This is a genomic window from Paenibacillus sp. PK3_47, assembly GCF_023520895.1.
GTDB lineage: Bacteria > Bacillota > Bacilli > Paenibacillales > Paenibacillaceae > Paenibacillus_AQ.
The window spans coordinates 1,884,273-1,903,551 of sequence record NZ_CP026029.1 but is presented as its reverse complement, the minus strand read 5'-3'; the positions used below and the strand labels follow the sequence as shown (position 1 = coordinate 1,903,551).

12 protein-coding genes are annotated in these 19,279 nt (G+C 54.4%); 8 read left to right on the top strand and 4 right to left on the bottom strand.

Annotation, left to right across the window (positions count from 1 at the left end):
• Positions 1-238: 238 nt before the first annotated feature.
• Together C2I18_RS08565 and C2I18_RS08560 are read left to right on the top strand one after the other, a co-directional pair.
• The gene (locus C2I18_RS08565; RefSeq protein WP_249900809.1) at positions 239-1,315 is read left to right on the top strand and encodes a bifunctional 3-deoxy-7-phosphoheptulonate synthase/chorismate mutase; all 1,077 of its coding nucleotides are present in this window, start codon (positions 239-241) and stop codon (positions 1,313-1,315) included.
• 191 nt (positions 1,316-1,506) lie between these two features.
• On the top strand, positions 1,507-2,964 hold the full coding sequence (locus C2I18_RS08560) for a SulP family inorganic anion transporter (RefSeq protein WP_481857927.1): 1,458 nt from the start codon (positions 1,507-1,509) through the stop codon (positions 2,962-2,964).
• A gap of 422 nt (positions 2,965-3,386) precedes the next feature.
• Here C2I18_RS08560 and C2I18_RS08555 read toward each other — a convergent pair whose 3' ends face one another.
• Positions 3,387-4,391, bottom strand: a complete 1,005-nt coding sequence (locus tag C2I18_RS08555) for a ketoacyl-ACP synthase III (RefSeq protein WP_249900808.1) — start codon at positions 4,389-4,391, stop codon at positions 3,387-3,389.
• 8 nt (positions 4,392-4,399) lie between these two features.
• Positions 4,400-4,741: a hypothetical protein gene (locus C2I18_RS08550; RefSeq protein WP_249900807.1), complete on the bottom strand. Its 342-nt coding sequence runs from the start codon at positions 4,739-4,741 to the stop codon at positions 4,400-4,402.
• Positions 4,742-5,020: 279 nt separating this feature from the next.
• On the opposite strand from C2I18_RS08550, the gene deoC reads away from it, so the two are divergent.
• The gene (deoC, locus tag C2I18_RS08545) at positions 5,021-5,698 is read left to right on the top strand and encodes a deoxyribose-phosphate aldolase (RefSeq protein ID WP_249900806.1); all 678 of its coding nucleotides are present in this window, start codon (positions 5,021-5,023) and stop codon (positions 5,696-5,698) included.
• A 127-nt stretch (positions 5,699-5,825) separates the two neighbouring features.
• Here the strand turns inward: deoC and C2I18_RS08540 are convergent, their stop codons facing one another.
• Entirely contained in the window at positions 5,826-7,106 is a 1,281-nt protein-coding gene (locus C2I18_RS08540) for a glycoside hydrolase family 125 protein (protein ID WP_249900805.1), read from the bottom strand.
• Between the two features lie 28 nt (positions 7,107-7,134).
• The gene (locus C2I18_RS08535; protein WP_249900804.1) at positions 7,135-9,888 is read right to left on the bottom strand and encodes an alpha-mannosidase; all 2,754 of its coding nucleotides are present in this window, start codon (positions 9,886-9,888) and stop codon (positions 7,135-7,137) included.
• A gap of 357 nt (positions 9,889-10,245) precedes the next feature.
• Between C2I18_RS08535 and C2I18_RS08530 the strand changes: the two genes are divergently transcribed.
• The 5 genes from C2I18_RS08530 to C2I18_RS08510 are packed head-to-tail and all read left to right on the top strand — an operon-like array spanning position 10,246 to position 19,277.
• A complete protein-coding gene (locus C2I18_RS08530) occupies positions 10,246-11,196 on the top strand; it encodes an ABC transporter permease (RefSeq protein ID WP_249900803.1) in 951 nt (316 codons plus the stop codon).
• Positions 11,197-11,213: 17 nt separating this feature from the next.
• A complete protein-coding gene (locus C2I18_RS08525) occupies positions 11,214-12,125 on the top strand; it encodes a carbohydrate ABC transporter permease (protein ID WP_249900802.1) in 912 nt (303 codons plus the stop codon).
• A 40-nt stretch (positions 12,126-12,165) separates the two neighbouring features.
• The gene (locus C2I18_RS08520) at positions 12,166-13,788 is read left to right on the top strand and encodes an extracellular solute-binding protein (protein WP_249900801.1); all 1,623 of its coding nucleotides are present in this window, start codon (positions 12,166-12,168) and stop codon (positions 13,786-13,788) included.
• A gap of 38 nt (positions 13,789-13,826) precedes the next feature.
• The gene (locus tag C2I18_RS08515; RefSeq protein ID WP_249900800.1) at positions 13,827-16,130 is read left to right on the top strand and encodes a glycoside hydrolase family 3 N-terminal domain-containing protein; all 2,304 of its coding nucleotides are present in this window, start codon (positions 13,827-13,829) and stop codon (positions 16,128-16,130) included.
• Positions 16,131-16,133: 3 nt separating this feature from the next.
• Complete coding sequence (locus C2I18_RS08510) at positions 16,134-19,277, top strand: alpha-mannosidase (protein ID WP_249900799.1); 3,144 nt, start codon at positions 16,134-16,136, stop codon at positions 19,275-19,277.
• Positions 19,278-19,279 lie beyond the last annotated feature (2 nt).

Sequence of the window (19,279 nt, the reverse complement as noted above, 5' to 3'; positions counted from 1 at the left end):
CTTCCGAGTCGGTCCCTGAAAGTATTTGCTGCAGCAGATATGTGTAGGAAGGCCCGCGCCCCGCGTTACCGGGTATAAGAGAGTTGGTTCCAGGCTGTGTGGATGAATCTTTGTGTTCAGCAGCCATTGTTCGGATTAATCTCTAAATAAGGGTGGTACCACGGCTCCTCGTCCCTTGCGGCGGGGGGCTTTTTTGCGTTCACAGAAATGAATAATTTAGAAGAGGGAGTGGAAGGTAATGAGTAATGTGGAATTGGATGAGCTGAGAGCCCGTCTGGATGAAATCAACGGAGGGCTGCTGGAACTGATCTCGGAGCGTGCCAAGGTCGTTCAGGCCATCGGAGTGGTAAAAGAAAAGCAGGGCGTACCTAAATTTGATCCGGAACGTGAAAAGGCGATGCTGGAGAAGCTGGTGGCGAATAATAAAGGGCCTTTCACAAGCGGGACGATCCGCAGCCTCTTCAAGCAAATTTTCGCCGCTTCGCTTGATCTTCAGTCTGCCGAACATAAGAAAAGCCTGCTGGTCAGCCGCAAAAGCCAAAAGGAAGATACCGTTATTGTTCTGCCGGGTGACATTGCGATCGGCGGACAGTCTTCGGTGATGGTTGCAGGCCCTTGCTCTGTGGAGAGCGAGCTGCAGACCCGCACAGTTGCGGCTGCGCTGCAGAAGGCCGGTATTAAGGTGATGCGCGGCGGGGCGTTCAAACCGCGGACCTCTCCATATGATTTCCAGGGACTGGGCATGGACGGCCTGCGCATCCTCCGCGAAGCAGCTGACGAATATGGGCTCCTGACCATCAGCGAGATTGTGGACCCGGCACATCTGGAGCCTGCGCTGGATTATGTGGACATCATTCAGATCGGTGCACGTAATATGCAGAACTTCGAGCTGCTGAAGGCAGCCGGAGAACTGGATAAACCGGTGCTGCTGAAGCGCGGGCTCGCGGCCACAATGGAGGAATTCCTTCATGCAGCCGAATACATTATGTCGCGCGGCAATACGCAGGTCATGCTGATTGAACGGGGGATCCGCACTTATGAGAAATGGACGCGCAATACGCTGGATATTTCCGCGGTACCGATTCTGAAGCAGGAGAGCCATTTGCCGGTGCTGGTCGATGTGACCCACTCCACCGGCCGCAAGGACATTCTGATTCCATGCGCCAAAGCCGCGCTCGCCGCCGGGGCGGACGGCATTATGGTTGAAGTGCATCCTGATCCGGCAACAGCGTTATCCGATGCTGCGCAGCAGCTGAACATTGAAGAGTTCAACCATTTCTTCAATGAAGTTAAAGCCTCAGGCCTGTACCGTTAAGTTAAATTTATAGTATTTGCGCAATAATAAAAGAATTAGCGAGATAAATGGCGAAACAAGCGCTTACAAGATGGAGCTTGCCTTTTGTGCCGCATAGGGGAGGTCGGGTACAATAATTCACATTGGCGTTGCACCGGACCAGGGCTAAGTGAAGGAGCCCAACCACTTTATCAGACACAGGAGGAAGCTTAATTTTGAAGCAGTATAAATTAAATAACGGGTGGTTTTCCAACACCCGGAGCGATGTGCTCTCAGGAATGACCGTGGCTGTGGCCCTGATTCCTGAAGCCATCGCCTTTTCCATTCTCGCGGGAGTCAGTCCGATGGTAGGGTTGTATGCCTCTGTCTGCATCGCGGTTGTGACCGCGTTTGCCGGCGGCCGGCCGGGGATGATCTCTGCCGCTACAGGTGCCATGGCTTTGCTTGTGGGCAGTCTTGTGCTGAATCACGGTATTGAGTACCTGTTCGCGGCAACCGTTCTCGCCGGGATTTTCCAGATTATAATGGGCATGCTGAAGCTGGGCAGGTTCATTACCTTTCTGCCGCAGCCGGTCATGACCGGCTTTGTCAACGCGCTGGCAATACTGATTTTTATGGCGCAGCTGACGCATTTCGTGGGACAGGGCTGGGTGATGTATGCCTTAGTAGCATTAACACTGGTTATTATCTACACAGTTCCGCGCTTTACGAAGGCAGTGCCGTCTGCACTTGTCGCGATCATCATTGTGTCCGTGCTCAGCATCGTGCTGAAGCTGGATGTAAGAACCGTCGGCGATATGGGGGAGATTACCTCCGCCCTGCCGGTGTTCCATCTGCCGCAGGTGCCAATTTCACTGGATATGCTGCTCGTTATCCTGCCGTACTCCCTGTCACTTGCTGTGGTAGGACTGCTTGAATCCTTGATGACAGCGACTTTGATTGATGATATTACCGATACCGGCAGCGACAAGAACCGGGAAGCCAAAGGCCAGGGCCTGGCCAATATCGTTACCGGGTTTTTCGGCGGCATGGCCGGCTGTGCCATGATCGGCCAGTCGATGGTCAACATGAAATCGGGCGGACGGACGCGTCTGTCGACCTTTGTATCAGGTGTTTTTCTGCTGTTCCTGATTCTGGTGCTTGGCGATGTGGTCAAGCAAATTCCGATGGCGGCGCTGGTTGGAGTGATGATTATGGTCTGCATCAGCACCTTTGAATGGAGTTCGCTGAAGTCGCTGGCCCGGGTTCCGAAAAGCGATGCGCTGGTGATGATCGTAACAGTGGTTACGGTGGTAGCTACGGATAATTTGTCGATCGGCGTTCTGTTCGGCGTGCTGCTTAGCGCCTTGTCCTTCGCCTGGAAAATGGCCTCTATCCGCTTAACGGTTAAGACCGGAACCGATACGACAACGTATACCGTGTCAGGCCAGCTGTTCTTCGGTACGACAAGCCATTTTGTCCAGGAGTTTGATTATGAGAATGACCGGCAGCAGATCGTTATAGATTTCAGCCATTCCCACGTGTGGGATCAGTCCGCAGTAGGGGCGATTGCCAAAACAATCAGCAAGTATGCCGAGCACGGCAAGACCGTGACGATTACCGGACTGAACGAGGAAAGCAAGCAGCTTGTGAACCGGATCGGGCTTGCATTTTCCGGCGGACATTCTTAAATTCAGCTTTATAATATACAGCTTTCTCTGCGGAGAGAGCTGTTTTTTTTTGAATATATAGGGGGGAATCTTCGTCAGTTTGATTGCTGCAGAGCTTAGTTGGAAATCTTCCAGCTAATTCTGTCCTTTTTCCTCATTTAGGAGCTTTAGTTGGAAATTCTCCAGCTATTCGGGCGGAAAAAGGCCTTTGGAGACTCATCCAGTACTTTTAAGTGGAGTTTTTCCCGCTAATATTGCACTACCGGTATTTTCCTTGAAATTATATGGAGAATTTCCACTTAGCTTGATCTACACACGCTCCTAAGACTCTTTTTCCGCTTAAAGCGCAGGAGTCTGGTGTACAACATTCAATAGAACTCTCAGTGCACAAAGAAAAGGTGTCCTGAGCGCCGTATCATAGCCGCGTTAAGGACACCCTGTATTTAATACTTAAAAAGCATCGTCGGAATTTGCCAGCCGGCGCCTACAGACCAGAAGAAGACATAGTCGCCGCGTTTGATCCGGCCGTCCTCGACGCCGCGCTGAAAAGCGATAAACGGGCTGCTCGTAGCGGTATAGCCGAACTCGTCACCGACGTAGATGAACTTCTCGGGGCCCAGACCCAGACCATCCTGAATCAGCTCGATATTTTTGAGCGAGAACTGGGAGAGACAGAAGGCGGAGATATCCTCGGCGGTCAGGCCGTTGCGGCGCATCAGCTCCTGGATATCCGCTATGGCTGCACCCACGCATACTGTACCATCAAACGGTGTCCAGCGGATCCGGATCTGTTCGGCAGTGGTTTCTTCACGATAAATGCCCGAGAGTCCGCAAGCGGGAAACATAATGTTCTCACAGCCTTCGGAATCGGTGTAGTACAGGGAATCCCTGAAGCCTCCGGGTTCGCTGCTCCGCTCCAGGATCACGGCTGCGGCTGCATCTCCAAAGTTGGGATAGGTAATCTCATCATCCGTGTTGCAGTTAATGGAGCTGTAATCACTGCCCGTGACCAGCGCATAACGGATGCCCGGGTTCGACTGCATGTAACGGCTCGCCTGTTCAACGGCAGCGACCATACCGGCGCAGTTGGCATTGGTATCCAGTGTAATGGTACGGTGCTTGCATTGCAGCTTATTGTGCAGCAGCAGGGCATTGGTTGGATAAGTATACTCCGGTGTCTGTGAGGCGAAGACGATCATGTCGAGATCTTCACTCTGCAGCCCCGCATCCTTAAGCACCTTTTGGGCAGCCTTAAGTCCCATAGTCAGCGAATTCTCGCTGTCATCACTTACAATATATCTGCTGCGGCGGCCCATAACCTCCAGGAACCGCTTGATGTCCTTCCCGAGCGCAGCAAAATGCTCCAGGTAATAATCATTGCCGACAATATGTGAGGGGTGGTAATAAGCGGCGCTGCGGATGACAATGCTATCTCCGGTATGTATCATAGGTTCACCTACACTTCACGGATTTCGTAGTTTTCCAGTTTGGTGGAGCGGGCGATCCGGCTGAGCTGCATTTTCAGCACAGGACTTTTGGCGATAGTGAAGATGACTTTTTTGAATCCGGATTGCTTGTACAGGATATAGCACTGCTCCAGCATAGGCAGCATGTCCGGGGATGACACGTTCAGTCCGGTGCAGTCCAGAATAATGTCGTATTCGGTTGGATCGAACCTGCTGACAGTCTGGTTGTATTCCTCGATAAAACGCCCCGCATCCGCTTCTGACATGGTTCCTTCCACTTGTACATCCAATGTGCGTCCTGCGGTGTTAGTTGCAAATTTAAAGCTGCCCATCTGCCCATACATCTCCTTCAAATTAAAAGTGTGATAAATAAGGTAAAATAATACATTATCACTTTATAACTATTATCGATGTTTTGAACAGGATTTTTTAGGACAATTAAACTATTTATTACTTATATTTATAAAAAGGGATATATATCCTTCACAAATAAAGGATGCCTTATCTATGTTGAACAGACGCACAGCTTTCCGGCTGCCTTTCCAAAGCGGCTTACTATTGGTATGATTACAAGGAACGAAGAACATCTACAAGCCATGGAGGAATTAACAATGAGTGAAATTACACTATCCGGGATCATAGATCATACGCTGCTCAAAGCCGATGCGCGTAAAGAAGATATCATCAAGCTGGCAGAAGAAGCCAAGACTTACAAGTTCGCTTCTGTCTGTGTCAATCCGGCCTGGGTTGCTGTGGCCCATGAAGTGCTGAAGGATACTCCGGAAGTAAAGGTATGTACGGTTATCGGATTCCCGCTGGGAGCTTCCACACCGGAAACGAAGGCTTTTGAAACTGCGAACGCGATTGCAAACGGTGCAGGGGAGGTAGATATGGTCATCAATATCGGCGCTCTCAAGGACGGAGACAACGAGCTGGTTAAACGTGATATCGCCGCTGTTGTTGAGGCAGCCCGCGGCAAGGCGCTGACCAAGGTCATCATCGAAACCTGCCTGCTTACGGACGAAGAGAAGACCCGCGCCTGCAAGCTGTCCGTGGAAGCCGGAGCGGATTTTGTGAAGACATCCACCGGATTCTCTACCGGAGGGGCGACCAAGGAAGATATCGCGCTGATGCGCGCAGCCGTAGGGCCGGAGATTGGCGTTAAGGCATCCGGCGGTGTACGCAGTGCTGAAGACGCGCTTGTGATGGTCGGAGCGGGGGCAACCCGGATCGGAACCAGCGGCGGCGTAGCCATTGCCAAAGGTGAACAGAGCCAGAGCAGCTATTAATATGATGTAGTCCAGCAAGCCAAAACCGGCTGCGCCTTCCTTTAAAGGACGGCGCAGCCGGTTTTTTAATTGAAGGATCTGTTTATACAATGCAGGTCATGGCCAGGGGCCGCGGAGAAAGCTCCGGTTAGACCAGTCCTCTATCCATCGCTTTGCCGATCAGTGTGGCGAACAGGCTGTTGGACCAGGCGAACCACTCGCGCGAGAAATCGGCAGGATTGTCAGGGTGGAACCCTTCATGCATATACCCGGTATCCGCATCTGTCCGGATGAGCATATCAATCAGTTCTTTAATCTCTTCATCGTTGTCTGCCGTCAGCGCCTGCATCGACAGTGCCATATGCCATACATAACCGCCCGGCGTATGCGGACTGCCGATCCCTTTGGCGTGCTTGCCTTCGAAATAGAACGGGTTGTCGAAGCTGAGTGCAAACCGGCGGGTGTTCTGATAAATTTCATCCTCCACGCCCACATAACCAATATAAGGGATGGACATCAGTCCCGGTGTACCGGCATCATCCATCAGGGAATAATTGCCGAAGCCGTCCGTTTCGTAGGCATAAATTCTGCCGTATTTCGGATGGTTTACAATGCCGTAGGTACGGATACCGAAGTCGATTTCCTTGCGCAGCTTCGCAGCCCGGGCCGCCAGTCTTTCGTCCTTGTACACCTCGGTTGCGATTTCGCGGATATAGCCCAGAATCACTACAGCGAACATATTTGACGGGATATTATAGCCGAATTCGCAGCTGTCATCGCTCGGACGGAAGCCGGACCAGCTCATGCCGGTGTAGTTGACGGGCATGCCGCGCCCGTTGTTGTACAGCGTCTCCGTATCCTGAAGCGTCTGGCGGATGAAATGGTACGGAGATTTTTCCCCGTGATGCTGCTCGGTTTCAATCACATTTACAATAGAGGTCAGCGCCTGATAGCAGGCGGTATCAAAAATATCGCTCTGCTCCGCTTCCTTCCAGTACATATAAGCCAGCTGTACAACAAAGCAGAGGGAATCCAGTTCGTATTTGCGCTCCCACATCCACGGATTCAGGTTGCAGTCATCGGTATCCCGGTAATGCTTATCGCTTGCCGTTTCGTTGAAGGCATTGGTGTACGGATCGATGTTGACATAGAACATCTGCCGGGCGATCAGGCCGCGGAGGATCCGCTGAAGCTCGGGGTCATTTTTGGCAAAAGGAATATAGTGGCGTACCTGTTCCGTGGAATCGCGCAGCCACATGGCCGGAATATCTCCAGTGAATACAAAGGTGGTTCCGTCATCAAGCAGCTTGGTTGTAGTCTCCAGCGTATTCGGAAAACAGTTGCGGAACAGCTTTTGCAGTTTCGGATGATGGGCGAGGCGTTCATCGGCCTCATTCAGATACTGGGTAATGGAAGCTGGCAGGTTCATGGTCTAACTCCTCCTGGCGTAGTTGATATTAGGATTGCCGCGGTTGCAGCGCATAGGTGACAATCTGGGCTTTGCTGACGGTATGATGAAGTGTTCCTTCGTCTGAAGCCTGCTCGTGTTTCCGGCGCTCCAGAATATCACTGGCATATACAGTCTGGACGGGGAAGTTAGCCTTGAGCGTAAAATCCTGCTCCTTGTGCGCCAGATTGTACCACCGCAGAATAACGTCTTCGTGGTCTTTGGACATTTTAAAGGCAGAGAGCGCAAGTGTCCGGCCCTGCCACTCCAGCGGCTGATAGCGGACAGGCAGTGTACCCTGCTGTATGCCGGCCTGAGCAGCGAACCAAGGTGTCTGGTATTGATAGGCCCAGGCCGAAGCTTCCGGCTGGCCGGCATCTCCGGCATAAGGACGAACTGCAAATTCTGCAGTATGTTCTCCGAGGCACTGGGCTTCCGGTGTCGGGAACGCCCCCCAGTCGCCCATCTCCGACACGCTGCGCAGCAGGGTTACCGCAATGGTATTGCTGCCGTCGCGCAGAACCTCGTATTCATTCAGCCCTTTGTTGGCGATCATAAGGCCGCAGCTGCCGTCCGACACACTGACATAAGCCTGCTGATGCTGCGCATTGCTCGGGTTGCTCCAGTCCGGAGCCGGCTCGATATCTCGCTCCGCCGCTTCAAAGATGGAATCAGCCAGAAGGGTGGAGGCGGCAAGCCCGGCAGGGAAAAGTACGCGCAGCCGGTGGTCCATGGCCTGGTTATTAAACGCGGCAGAGACCTGAATGCCGGTTCCGGCAGCCTCCAGGCTGATCCGGGTTACGATCCGCAGCGGCACTTGTTCAGCGGCGCGTCCAGCTTTGCGCTTCCGGAAAGGAACCATCCGGCGTTTCTCCTCCCCGAACGAAGCGTCGGCTGAAGCCGGTATCTGCCATTCGTGAATGATTTCATAGGTAATGCGGTAAGGCTCATGCTCGGCAAGCGAGATGCGGGCATCAAGACCGCGGGTAGTCAGCGGAACATCGCCCTCCGGCTGGCGGAATACATACTCATTGCCGATATCGCCGCAGTTCTCATAGACACCGAGTCCTCCAAAGACTTTGCCGGTGGTCTTGTCCGTTACATCATAGGAGCCGTCTTCCCGGATCTGAACTGCAAGATATTCATTGGCCATTCCACGCTCCGTCAGTTCCAGCGGACTGGCCGCAGCTTCGGCAGGGACAGCCGGTGACTGTACCCAGGCGTATGTTGTGTAGCCGAGCGGCGGAATCTGTGAGGCCTCGAAGGTCAGAGAGATGATGCGGGCCATATACGGCTTGCGGAACTGGTCGTCCGGCAGCTCATAGCCGAACCGGGTGCCGAGATCCTCTGCCCGGCAGGAGATGGCCTGCCCTTCACTATCCAGCAGCCGGCCGTTCTCCAGATCCAGCGGCAGCAGGTCCAGCGCCTCGGCAATCGCCGGAGGGTTCGGTCCTTCCTTAAAATAACGTTTGGCGGCGATAACCTCCACGCTTACTGTTCCGCTGCGTTCCCAGCCTGTGGTATTGAAGACGGCTACGGGAATAGCGGATTTTCCCCAGGAAGCTGTACCGGAAGTGTCTATTTGTCCGGTGACAGCCTTCAGGCTGTCTTCAATAATCGCCTCACCGGTATGCCTGCTTTTCTCAAAGCGTGTAATCATCTCCCGGTGAACCTCATCCACGCTGCAGCCGCAGATGCTGTCATGGGGATGGTTCTGCATCAGCGTCTTCCAGGCATAGGTCAGCAGGGCATGGGGATAGGCTTGTCCGCTGAGCAGAAAGGCAAGCGTGGCGAGCGGCTCGGCCCCCTTCTCCAGCAGCGTCTGGCCCCGCTGGTTCATCTGCTTCAGGTAGACACGGGCCGAAGCGGTATTCACCAGTGTTCCCCAGCCGTCGGTGTGCTGGCTGCGCAGCTCGCCGTTCACCGTTACCAGATCATCCGGAAGCGAAGACGTAAGCGCCTGCAGATACTGCTCGAAGCTGGAATGGACAAAATCCACGTCCGGGTACAGCCTTCTTGCAGTCTCCAGCGCAGCAGCAAGATCGCGCTGCACAGGCTGATGATCACAGCCGTTCATGAACAGCAGCTCCGGAGTAGAGGCATATTTGCCGGCATCGGCGAGCTTTTTGTCCCAGAACACCTTGGCTTCCTGCGCATCGGCAGGCACCTCATTCCCATTGCTGTACCAGTTCGCGAAAAGCAGTCCCAGCACGACGGAGCCGTCGGGGGACGCCCAGAACATTTCCGAATAAGGCGATTCATAGCTGGCGCTGTTCAAATCTACGACCAGATTGTCAAAGCCGGTCGGCTTCACGCCGCGTCCGAACACTGCAGTTTCAATATCCGCCTGCTTCAGCAGCTGCGGCGCCTGTCCCATATTGCCAAAGGAATCCGGAAAATAGCCCAGCTTGGAGATGACGCCATACTTGGCCGCATCCTGATGGCCGATCAGCAGATTACGGACATTGGCTTCCGAGCTGGTCAGGAACTCGTCCTGCAGCACATACCAGGGGCCGATGACAATGCGTCCTTCACGGATGAATTTTTCCAGCGTTTCTCTTTTTTCGGGGTGGACCTGAAGATAATCCTCAATAATAATGGTCTGTCCGTCCAGGTGAAAATAACGGTAGCGTTCATCCTTCTCCAGCGTTTCCAGGAGTTCATTCATCAGCTTGGCCAGCAGCACATGATGACGCTCATAAGGCATATACCATTCCCTGTCCCAATGGGTGTGCGAAATCAGGTGGGCAGTTGTACGTGTCATGTCAGAAACCTCCTATATCATCAGTCAATCGTTTAGCCGGGCATTCGTAGCAAATGTTTGCATACCTCACCTGTGATCACAATATGTAACTTTTGCAGCCCCGGGGAAGGTTCATAATTCACACATTTGCAGCAGCGGCGCGCCTGAAAGTGACAATGGCAAGGAAGGGGGAGAATTGGCGCAGCGGCGCGGTTTTGCACTCTTTTAACATGACAATGCAGAACCTACATATTTACGATGTCAGCTAAGTTTCACTACACTTTGTGTTGTAAGCGTTAGCAGGAGTTGCATTGACAAGAATGCGAAGCAGCTACACGGCTTAATGTTATGGAAACTAACATAGAGAGGAGTGGGAGAATGAAGGGGAGTAACGCTTCGGGTTCGGCAAGTCCTTCATTGAAGAAGAACACCCTGGGCAAAAGAATCTGGAAAAACTGGGAGCTGTATCTGTTCATGCTTCCCGCATTGCTGTATTTCTTCATTTTTCATTACGGTCCCATGTACGGCATCCAGATTGCTTTTAAGAACTTCGTGCCTTCCAAGGGGATCACGGGCAGTGAATGGGTCGGCTTTGACCATTTCGAACGGTTCTTCAATTCCTATTTTTTCTGGGATCTGCTCTGGAACACCTTCAGCATCAGCTTCTATGAGCTGGCGATCGGGTTTCCGCTGCCGATTATTCTGGCGCTTGCCTTCAATGAGGTCCGCAACGGCCCGTTCAAAAAAACGGTCCAGACCGTCACCTATGCGCCGCATTTCATTTCTGTAGTTGTCATGGCGGGAATGATCATTACCTTTTTGTCACCCTCTATCGGAATGATTGTGCGGGTCATCGAGTTCCTCGGATTTCAGCCTGCACAGTTTTTGACCGATCCGGCCTGGTTCAAGACTGTGTATGTCTTCTCGGGCGTCTGGCAGAGCACCGGATGGGGGACGATTATTTATCTCGCGGCTTTGTCGGGTGTTGATCCTCAGCTGCATGAAGCTGCCATAGTGGATGGGGCGAGCCGGATCAAACGGGTGCTGCATATCAACCTGCCGACCATTATCCCCACAATTACGATCATGCTGATTTTGAACATGGGGAATATTCTGGGCCTCGGCTTTGAGAAAATCCTGCTGCTGCAGAACTCGCTTAATATGGAAGCTTCCGATGTAATATCCACCTATGTATACAGGGCCGGTCTTGTGAACGCCCAGTACAGCTTCTCAACGGCTGTCGGATTATTTAACTCGGTGGTCAATGTCATTCTGCTGGTTACCGTGAACCGGATTGCCAAACGGACCAGTGAGAACAGCCTCTGGTAGAAAGGAGTTGAAGTCTTTTGGTTACTGCCATGAAAGAATCCAGGGGAGACAAGCTGTTTCTGATCAGCACCTATATTTATCTGTGTCTTGCCCTGGTGGTTGTCCTTTACCCGCTGATCTACATCCTCAGCGCTTCGATCAGTTCGCCGCAGGACGTCAATTCGGGAGCCATGTGGCTGTTCCCGAAGAATGTGACCCTGGACGGCTACAAGCTTGTTTTTGAGAACCCGAAGATATGGAACGGTTATTTGAACACGATTATCTATACGGTGTTAGGCACGCTGCTTAATCTTGCTGTTACGCTGCCGGCCTCTTATGCGCTAAGCAGATCTGATTTTGTCGGCCGCAACCTGTTTATGGGCATTATTCTGTTCACGATGTTCTTCAGCGGCGGGCTGGTGCCGACATACCTGCTGGTCAAGAACCTGGGCCTCATTAACAGCATGGGGGCTTTGATTCTGCCGGTGGCCGCATCCGTCTGGAACATTGTCGTGGCCCGTACGTTTTTTCAGACGACAATCCCTAAGGAACTCCAGGAGGCGGCGCACATTGACGGCTGTACGAACCTGAAGCTGTTCATCCGCATTATTTTACCGCTGTCTGCACCGATTGTAGCCGTTATGGCCCTTTTCTACGGTGTGGGGCACTGGAACAGCTATTTCCCGTCCCTGATTTATCTGAACGATGAAGCCAAGTATCCGCTGCAGATGGTTCTGCGCCAGATCCTTGTCCTTCAGGAAATGTCGGCTGAAACCACTGGTGCCGCGATTAACGGCGAGGTGGCTGTAGCCATGAATAATAAGGCAGAAACGGCATCGCTGATCAAATATGGGGTTATTGTTGTCTCCACACTGCCCATCGTGGCTGTCTATCCGTTCCTGCAGCGTTATTTTGTCCAAGGGGTCATGATTGGCTCTGTCAAAGGGTAAGCGTATAAAATGTAATGATACTAAGGGAGGAATCACTTTTATGCAGACCACACGTAAACCATGGAAGCTTCTGCTGTCTTCGGCCTTGATCCTGACACTGCTCGCAGGCTGCGGCAGCGGCAACTCGAATGAAGGGGCATCGGACGGCGGTGCGGCGGGAAGTGAAGCTGCTGTGAACAAGGAAGGATTTCCGATTGTAACCGAACCCGTTACGCTGACGATGATGGCGCCGGATGTAGGAATTCAGAACTGGGAGAACATGGCTGTACTGCAGGAGATGCAGAAGCTCACAGGCATTACGATGGAATTCCAGAATGCGCCGAAGGACAGCTTTGAGACCAAAAAGAATCTGGTGTTTGCAAGCGGCGATTACCCGGATATCTTTTATGCCGCCGGTCTGACGACTGCAGAGCAGATGAATTATGGAGAGCAGGGTATCCTGCTTCCTCTGGAGGATCTGATTGATGAATACGCCCCGAACTTCAAGGCGCTGCTGGAGGAGAATCCCGATGTGCGCAAGTCGATCACAGCACCGGACGGACATATCTATTCCCTGCCGGTCGTGGAGCTCAGCCAGCACTGGTACCGCAACCCGATGTGGTATAACGGGGATTTCCTGAAGGCGCTGAACATTGAGAAGCTTCCAGAAACGACTGAAGAGCTGTACACCTATCTGAAGCGTGTAAAAGAGGAAGATCCGAACGGGAACGGCATCGCAGACGAAATTCCGATCTCTTCGGTAACGACAACCGCTGCGAATCTCCGGGATATCCGCACCTGGCTGCTGGGCGCCTTCGGCGTCTATGAGGAAGAGATTTATGTTGATGACAACGATGTCGTGCATTATACACCGCTTGAAGAAGGGTTCAAGGAATATTTGACCTATATGAACCGTCTGTGGTCGGAAGAGCTGCTGGATCACGAGAGCTTCTCCCAGACGGCAGAGCAAAAGAAGGCGAAGGCACAGGAGAACCGTGTCGCCCTGTTCTCCGACTGGCATGCTTATATGACTAAAGGCGGCGAGCCTTCAACGGAAGATCCGATGTTCGCACCGGTCCGCAGCGAATCCGTTGCCGCCCCGGCGATTGCCAAGAACAGAGGGATCACTACCGGCGCGTTCGCCATCTCGGAGAGCAACCCGAATCCTGCAGCCTCAATCCGCTGGGTGGACTACCTGTATTCTTATGAAGGCGCAATGTTCTTCAATAAAGGGCCTGAGGGAATTCTCTGGGAATACACGGATGAAGCCAACAGAGTGAAGCAGTACCTGCCTGTACCGGACGGCAAGGAGATGGAAGATTACCGCGCGACTTTGACGCCTAACTACGGCATCCCGGCCCCAACCCTCTCCATGGATGATATCAACAAAGGGCTGAAGACAGACTTTGACCTTTGGGTAGAGCAGGAGACTCAGCAGAAGCTTCTTGATAAAGGTGCGCGGATTCCATTCCCGGCATTGTTCCTCACTGTGGAAGAGCAGACCGAAATCAGCAGTCTGAATTCGGATCTGAGCACCTATGTGAAGCAGATGGAAGCGAAGTTTATTACGGGTGCCGAGCCGCTCTCCGGCTGGGACAACTATGTGGCAACTGTCAAGAAAATGGGCGGTGAGCGTGTAGCCGAGATCAATCAGGCTGCCTATGACCGCTGGAAAGCCAACTAATTCCAATCAAGTTGCATGCGCAGAAAGGTGCTGTAGAAATGATCTATAAGGATAAAACACGCCCTGTAGCGGACCGGGTACAGGACCTGCTGCAGCGCATGACACCTGGAGAGAAGGCTGGACAATTAGTCCAGCCTTTCGGGTGGCAGTGCTACGAGAAGCAGGCCGATGGAACCGTCGGCATGACGGAGGCCTTCAAACGGCAGGTTGCCGCCGGAGGCGTAGGCTCGTTGTATGGAACGCTGCGGGCAGACCCGTGGACCGGCGTCACCCTGGAGACGGGGCTGTCCCCGAAGGAAGGGGCGGAGGCGGTTAATGCCATTCAGGCTTATGCCATGAAGGAGAGCCGTCTCGGCATTCCCATCCTGTTCGGCGAAGAGTGCTCACACGGGCATATGGCGATTGGCGCGACTGTATTTCCGGTGCCGCTGGCTCTGGGCAGCATGTGGAATCCCGAGCTATACCGGGAGATGTGCCGGGTAGTGGCACTGGAAACGCGCAGCCAGGGCGGTGCGGCGACCTATTCGCCGGTGCTGGATGTCGTGCGGGATCCGCGATGGGGCCGGACGGAAGAGACCTTCGGCGAAGATCCGTTCCTGATTGCCGCGATGGGAGTAGAAGCGGTTAAGGGGTTGCAGGGAGAATCGCTGGATGCGGATGACTCTGTTCTGGCGACCCTGAAGCATTTCGCCGCTTACGGCAGCTCTGAAGGCGGCCGGAACTCGGCGCAGGTGCATATGGGATACCGTGAACTGCATGAGGTGGATCTGCTTCCTTTCCGCAAAGCGGTGGAAGCCGGAGCCTTATCCATTATGACCGCCTATAACGAAATTGACGGGGTTCCCTGCACAACCAACCGTTATCTTTTGCAGGATGTATTGCGGGAACAATGGGGGTTTGACGGGTTCGTCATTACGGATTGCGGAGCGCTCGGCATGCTGGCGAACGGGCATAACACAGCGGACAGCGGGGAAGCGGCAGTTGCCCAGGCGCTGCTGGCCGGGATCGACATGGAGATGTCGGGAGAGATGTTCGAGAAGCATATCTTTGACGCTATCGGTCATGGGAGACTGCGGGAGTCTGACCTGGACCGCGCGGCTGCCCGGATCTTGGAGCTGAAGTTCAGGCTCGGGCTGTTTGACCGTCCCTTTACCGATCCTGAACAGGCGGAGCAGACGATCGGCAAGCCGGAGCACCGGGAGCTGGCGCGGCGCATTGCAGGTGAGAGCATCATCATGCTGAAGAATGAAGGCGGAACGCTTCCGCTCTGCAAGGGAATCGGTAAGCTCGCAGTGATTGGACCCAATGCAGATGCGGCGTACAATCAGCTGGGTGATTATACCTCGCCCCAGCCCAAAGGCGCGATTGTCACTGTATTGGATGGAATCCGCGAGGCGCTGGGCGGCGGGCCGGACCGGGTGCTGTATGCTCCGGGCTGCCGGATTAAAGGCGACTCCCGGGAAGGCTTCGCTCATGCCCTGGCCTGTGCGGCTGAGGCTGACGCCGTTGTGATGGCCATTGGCGGCTCGAGTGCCCGGGACTTTGGCGAAGGGACGATTGATCTGCTCACCGGTGCTTCTGTCGTGACTGAACATTCCTGGAGCGATATGGAGTGCGGCGAGGGCATAGACCGGGCCACACTGAACCTAATGGGCGTGCAGCTTGAGCTGGTCCAGGAGATCCACAAGCTGGGCAAGCCGCTGATTGTGGTTTATATCAACGGCCGGCCGATTGCCGAGCCATGGATCGTAGAGCATGCCGACGCCATTCTGGAAGCCTGGTATCCCGGGCAGGAAGGCGGACATGCCATCGCCGGCATTCTCTTCGGCGATGTGAATCCTTCCGGACGGCTGACGATCAGTATTCCGAAGCATGTCGGCCAGCTTCCCGTGTACTACTACAAGCGGCGGACAAGAGGCAAACGCTACCTGGAGACTGATTTCCATGCCGAGTATCCGTTCGGGTTCGGCCTTAGCTTCAGCGAGTTCAAATACAGCAATTTGAGGGTGGAGCCTTCCGTTATCTCTGCAGATGAGGAAGCAGCTGTATCCGTTGATGTCACAAATGCAAGTGACCGGCAGGGCAGTGAAGTGGTTCAGCTGTACATTTCAGACCTGGCCTCCAGCATAACCCGTCCGGAGAAGCAGCTCAAAGCCTTCCACAAGATCAGCCTCCAGCCCGGCGATACACAGACGGTTACGTTCAAAGTCGGCAGGGAGCAGCTGGAATATGTGTCGGCAGATTTAACGCGGATCGTGGAGCCGGGAGGATTTACAATCATGGCAGGGCCCCACTCCGCAGACTATTTGACGGCACCGCTCCATGTCAGAGAGGAAGGCTGAGTCATGAAGCGTATGAACCGGTTTATCGGCTGGCTGGCCAAAAAGCAGTGGGCAGAGAAGATAGAGCTGAAGGAATGGAGTATGCGCAAATCACGCTACATCACGCCTGGCGTATACGAGCATGAAGAGGAGCTTCATCCTCATTACAGCATTTCCCGGCTTGAAGGCGGATATGGTACTACGTATTTCCTTCAGCGCGAAATCACGCTCCCGGAGGGCTGGCCGCGTGAAGAGACTGCGCTGCTCTATCTGGGCCGCGGGGAAGGGCTGCTGAGTATTAATGGTGAGCCGCACCACGGCCTGGACATCAATCATTGGTTCATTCCGCTGCCTCCCGGTGCTGCCGGAGAGAAGCTGGAGCTTGGCATCGAGCTGTATGATCCGATACCCGAGCCCGAGGACCCCCTGAACCGCCAGGCGGTGATCAAGCCGCCGCTGGACGGAATTGAGATCACACTAGTCCGTGTGGATCCGCCCGTATACAGCCTGCTGCATACAGTGAAGACGGCGCATGAAGCAGCCCTGCTGCTGCCTGCAGAAGATATGCGCCGCATCCGCATCGGGAAGGCGCTTGAGCGCGCCATGGATACACTCTACATGGAAGAGGAGCTGATCCGTAACGCAGCAGCTGTCGCAGATACTGAAGAAGAACTGCGTGAGGCGGTCTCGGCGGAAAGGTCAGAAGGGCTGTCCGCCGGAACGATGCACATGGTCGGACAGTCGCATATAGATGTTGCCTGGCTGTGGCCGGTAAGGGAAACGGTACGCAAGGTCAGCCGGACCTTCTCTACGGTCTGCGCCCTGATGGACAAGTATCCGGACTTCCGCTACTCCCAGAGCCAGCCGCTGCTGTATGCCTTTGCCAAGGAGCATTATCCTAAGCTGTACAAACGGATTAAAGAACGGATTGCCGAAGGCCGCTGGGAGCTGGTCGGCGGCATGTGGATAGAACCCGACTTGAACATCCCCGGCGGGGAATCGCTGGTGCGGCAGATGCTGTACGGCCAACGCTTTTATATGGAGGAGTTCGGTAAGCGGTCTGCGATTGAATGGCTGCCTGATACCTTCGGCTACTGCGCCTCTCTGCCGCAGCTGCTGAAGCAGGCCGGAATCGATTATTTCATGACCACGAAGCTCGGCTGGAATGATACCAATCCCTTCCCGCATACCCTTTTCCACTGGGTGGGTATTGACGGGACAAAAATCGTGGCCTATCAAAACCACGGGGTGAATGAGCATACCCATCCGAAGGATGTCCAGGAGCACTGGCAGGCCTATGCCCAGAAGGAGCAGCATGATGAGCTGATGCTGCTCTACGGGCATGGAGACGGCGGAGGCGGGGTTACGCATGAAATGCTGGAGTATGTCGAGCGTACCGGCCTGACGCCGGGCCAGCCGGTCAGCCGATTTTCCACTGCGGAGGCCTTTTTCTCGGAGATCGGCCTGCGCCAGCCGGAGCTGCCCGCGTGGCACGGTGACCTCTACCTGGAGCTTCATAGGGGGACGTTCACTACACATGCCTTTAATAAACGCAGCAACCGCAAGGCGGAGATTTTGTACCGGCAAGCAGAGATCTGGAGTGTCCTCGCGGAGAGGAGCGGGCTTCTGAAGCAGCCGGGACCGGAACATCCGGAGCTTGCCGAAGGATGGAAGCTGCTGCTGCTTAACCAGTTCCATGACATTATCCCGGGGACTGCCATACCGGAAGTGTACACCACCTCGCGGGAGCAGTACGCGGAAATCTTCCGCCTGGGCCGGCAGGTGCTGGACACTTCACTCCGTGCTCTGGCAGGCGGAGTGGATACCTCGGGGGAAGGCCGCCCTTATGTCGTCTTCAACAGCCTGGGCTGGGAGCGGACCGAAGGGGTCCGGATTGAGGGGGACAGCAGTCTGGCCGCGCTTCAGGCGTTTGATGCGGATGGCCTGCTGGACAGCGAATGCTGGAATACGGATGGTGCCGGCGGCAGCTATACGCTGGCCGTCCGGGTCCGCAAGGTCCCTGCATTTGGCTGCCGGACATTCTGGCTGCGGGAGGCTACCGGTCAGCATAATCAGCCGGCGGACATCAGCTCCGGAGAAGCGTTCCCTGAACAATGGGAGACGGAGCATTATATTCTTAAATTTAATGAAGAAGGCGAAATCAGCCGCTGGTACGACAAAAGTGCCGGCCGGGAGCTGCTTCAGCCCGGGGAAACCGGCAACCAGCTGCAGTTCTTTCATGACACTCCGCCTTTATGGGATGCCTGGGACCTCGATCCGCGGTATGAGCAGCAGCCTGCCGGCCGGGCGAAGCTGCTGGACCGGCAGGTGCTGGTCAGCGGACCTCTGCTGACGGTGCTGAAATTCCGCTGGCAGCTGAATGAATCCCTGATTGAGCAGGAGATTACGCTGCCCCGGTACAGCCGCAGAGTGGATTTCCAGACCCGCGTAAACTGGAAAGAGCAGCATAAGGTGCTTAAGGCTGCCTTTCCGGTGGACATTGTGGCCGCGAAGGCTGCGTATGAGATTCCGTTCGGAGCACTGGACCGTCCGACCCACCGCAACACCAGCTGGGAACAGGCCCAGTTTGAGGTGTGCGGCCACCGCTGGGCGGATTTGTCCGAGGGGAGCTACGGCGTCAGTCTGCTGAATGACTGTAAATACGGCTACGACATCCATGACGGAGTGATGCGCCTCTCGCTGCTGCGCGCGCCCCGCTGGCCTGACCGCTATGCGGATCAGGGTGAGCATGAATTTACGTATTCCCTCTATCCGCACAATGGCGAATGGCGCCAGGCGGGGGTTGTACGGGAAGCGGCAGAGCTGAACGAGCCATTGCTTGCCGTCAGTCAAGAACCTCACCCGGGGAGTTATCCGGGTACCTATGCCTGGCTTGGTTTTCAGAGCGGACATGTCATGCTCGATACGATCAAGCATGCAGAGGACGGCAGCGGGACGACGATTGTCCGGCTGTATGAATCCTCAGGAAGCCGGGATACGGCTGTACTTGACTGGAAAGCCGGGGATACCCGCGTCTGCCGCGTAAATCTGCTGGAGACGGAGACGGGCCCCGTAGAGACTTCCGGCGGAGTAATTCCGCTTTCCTTTAAACCTTACGAGGTTCAAACGATCAAACTATATCATGAACAACATTCGCAGGAGGAATAGAC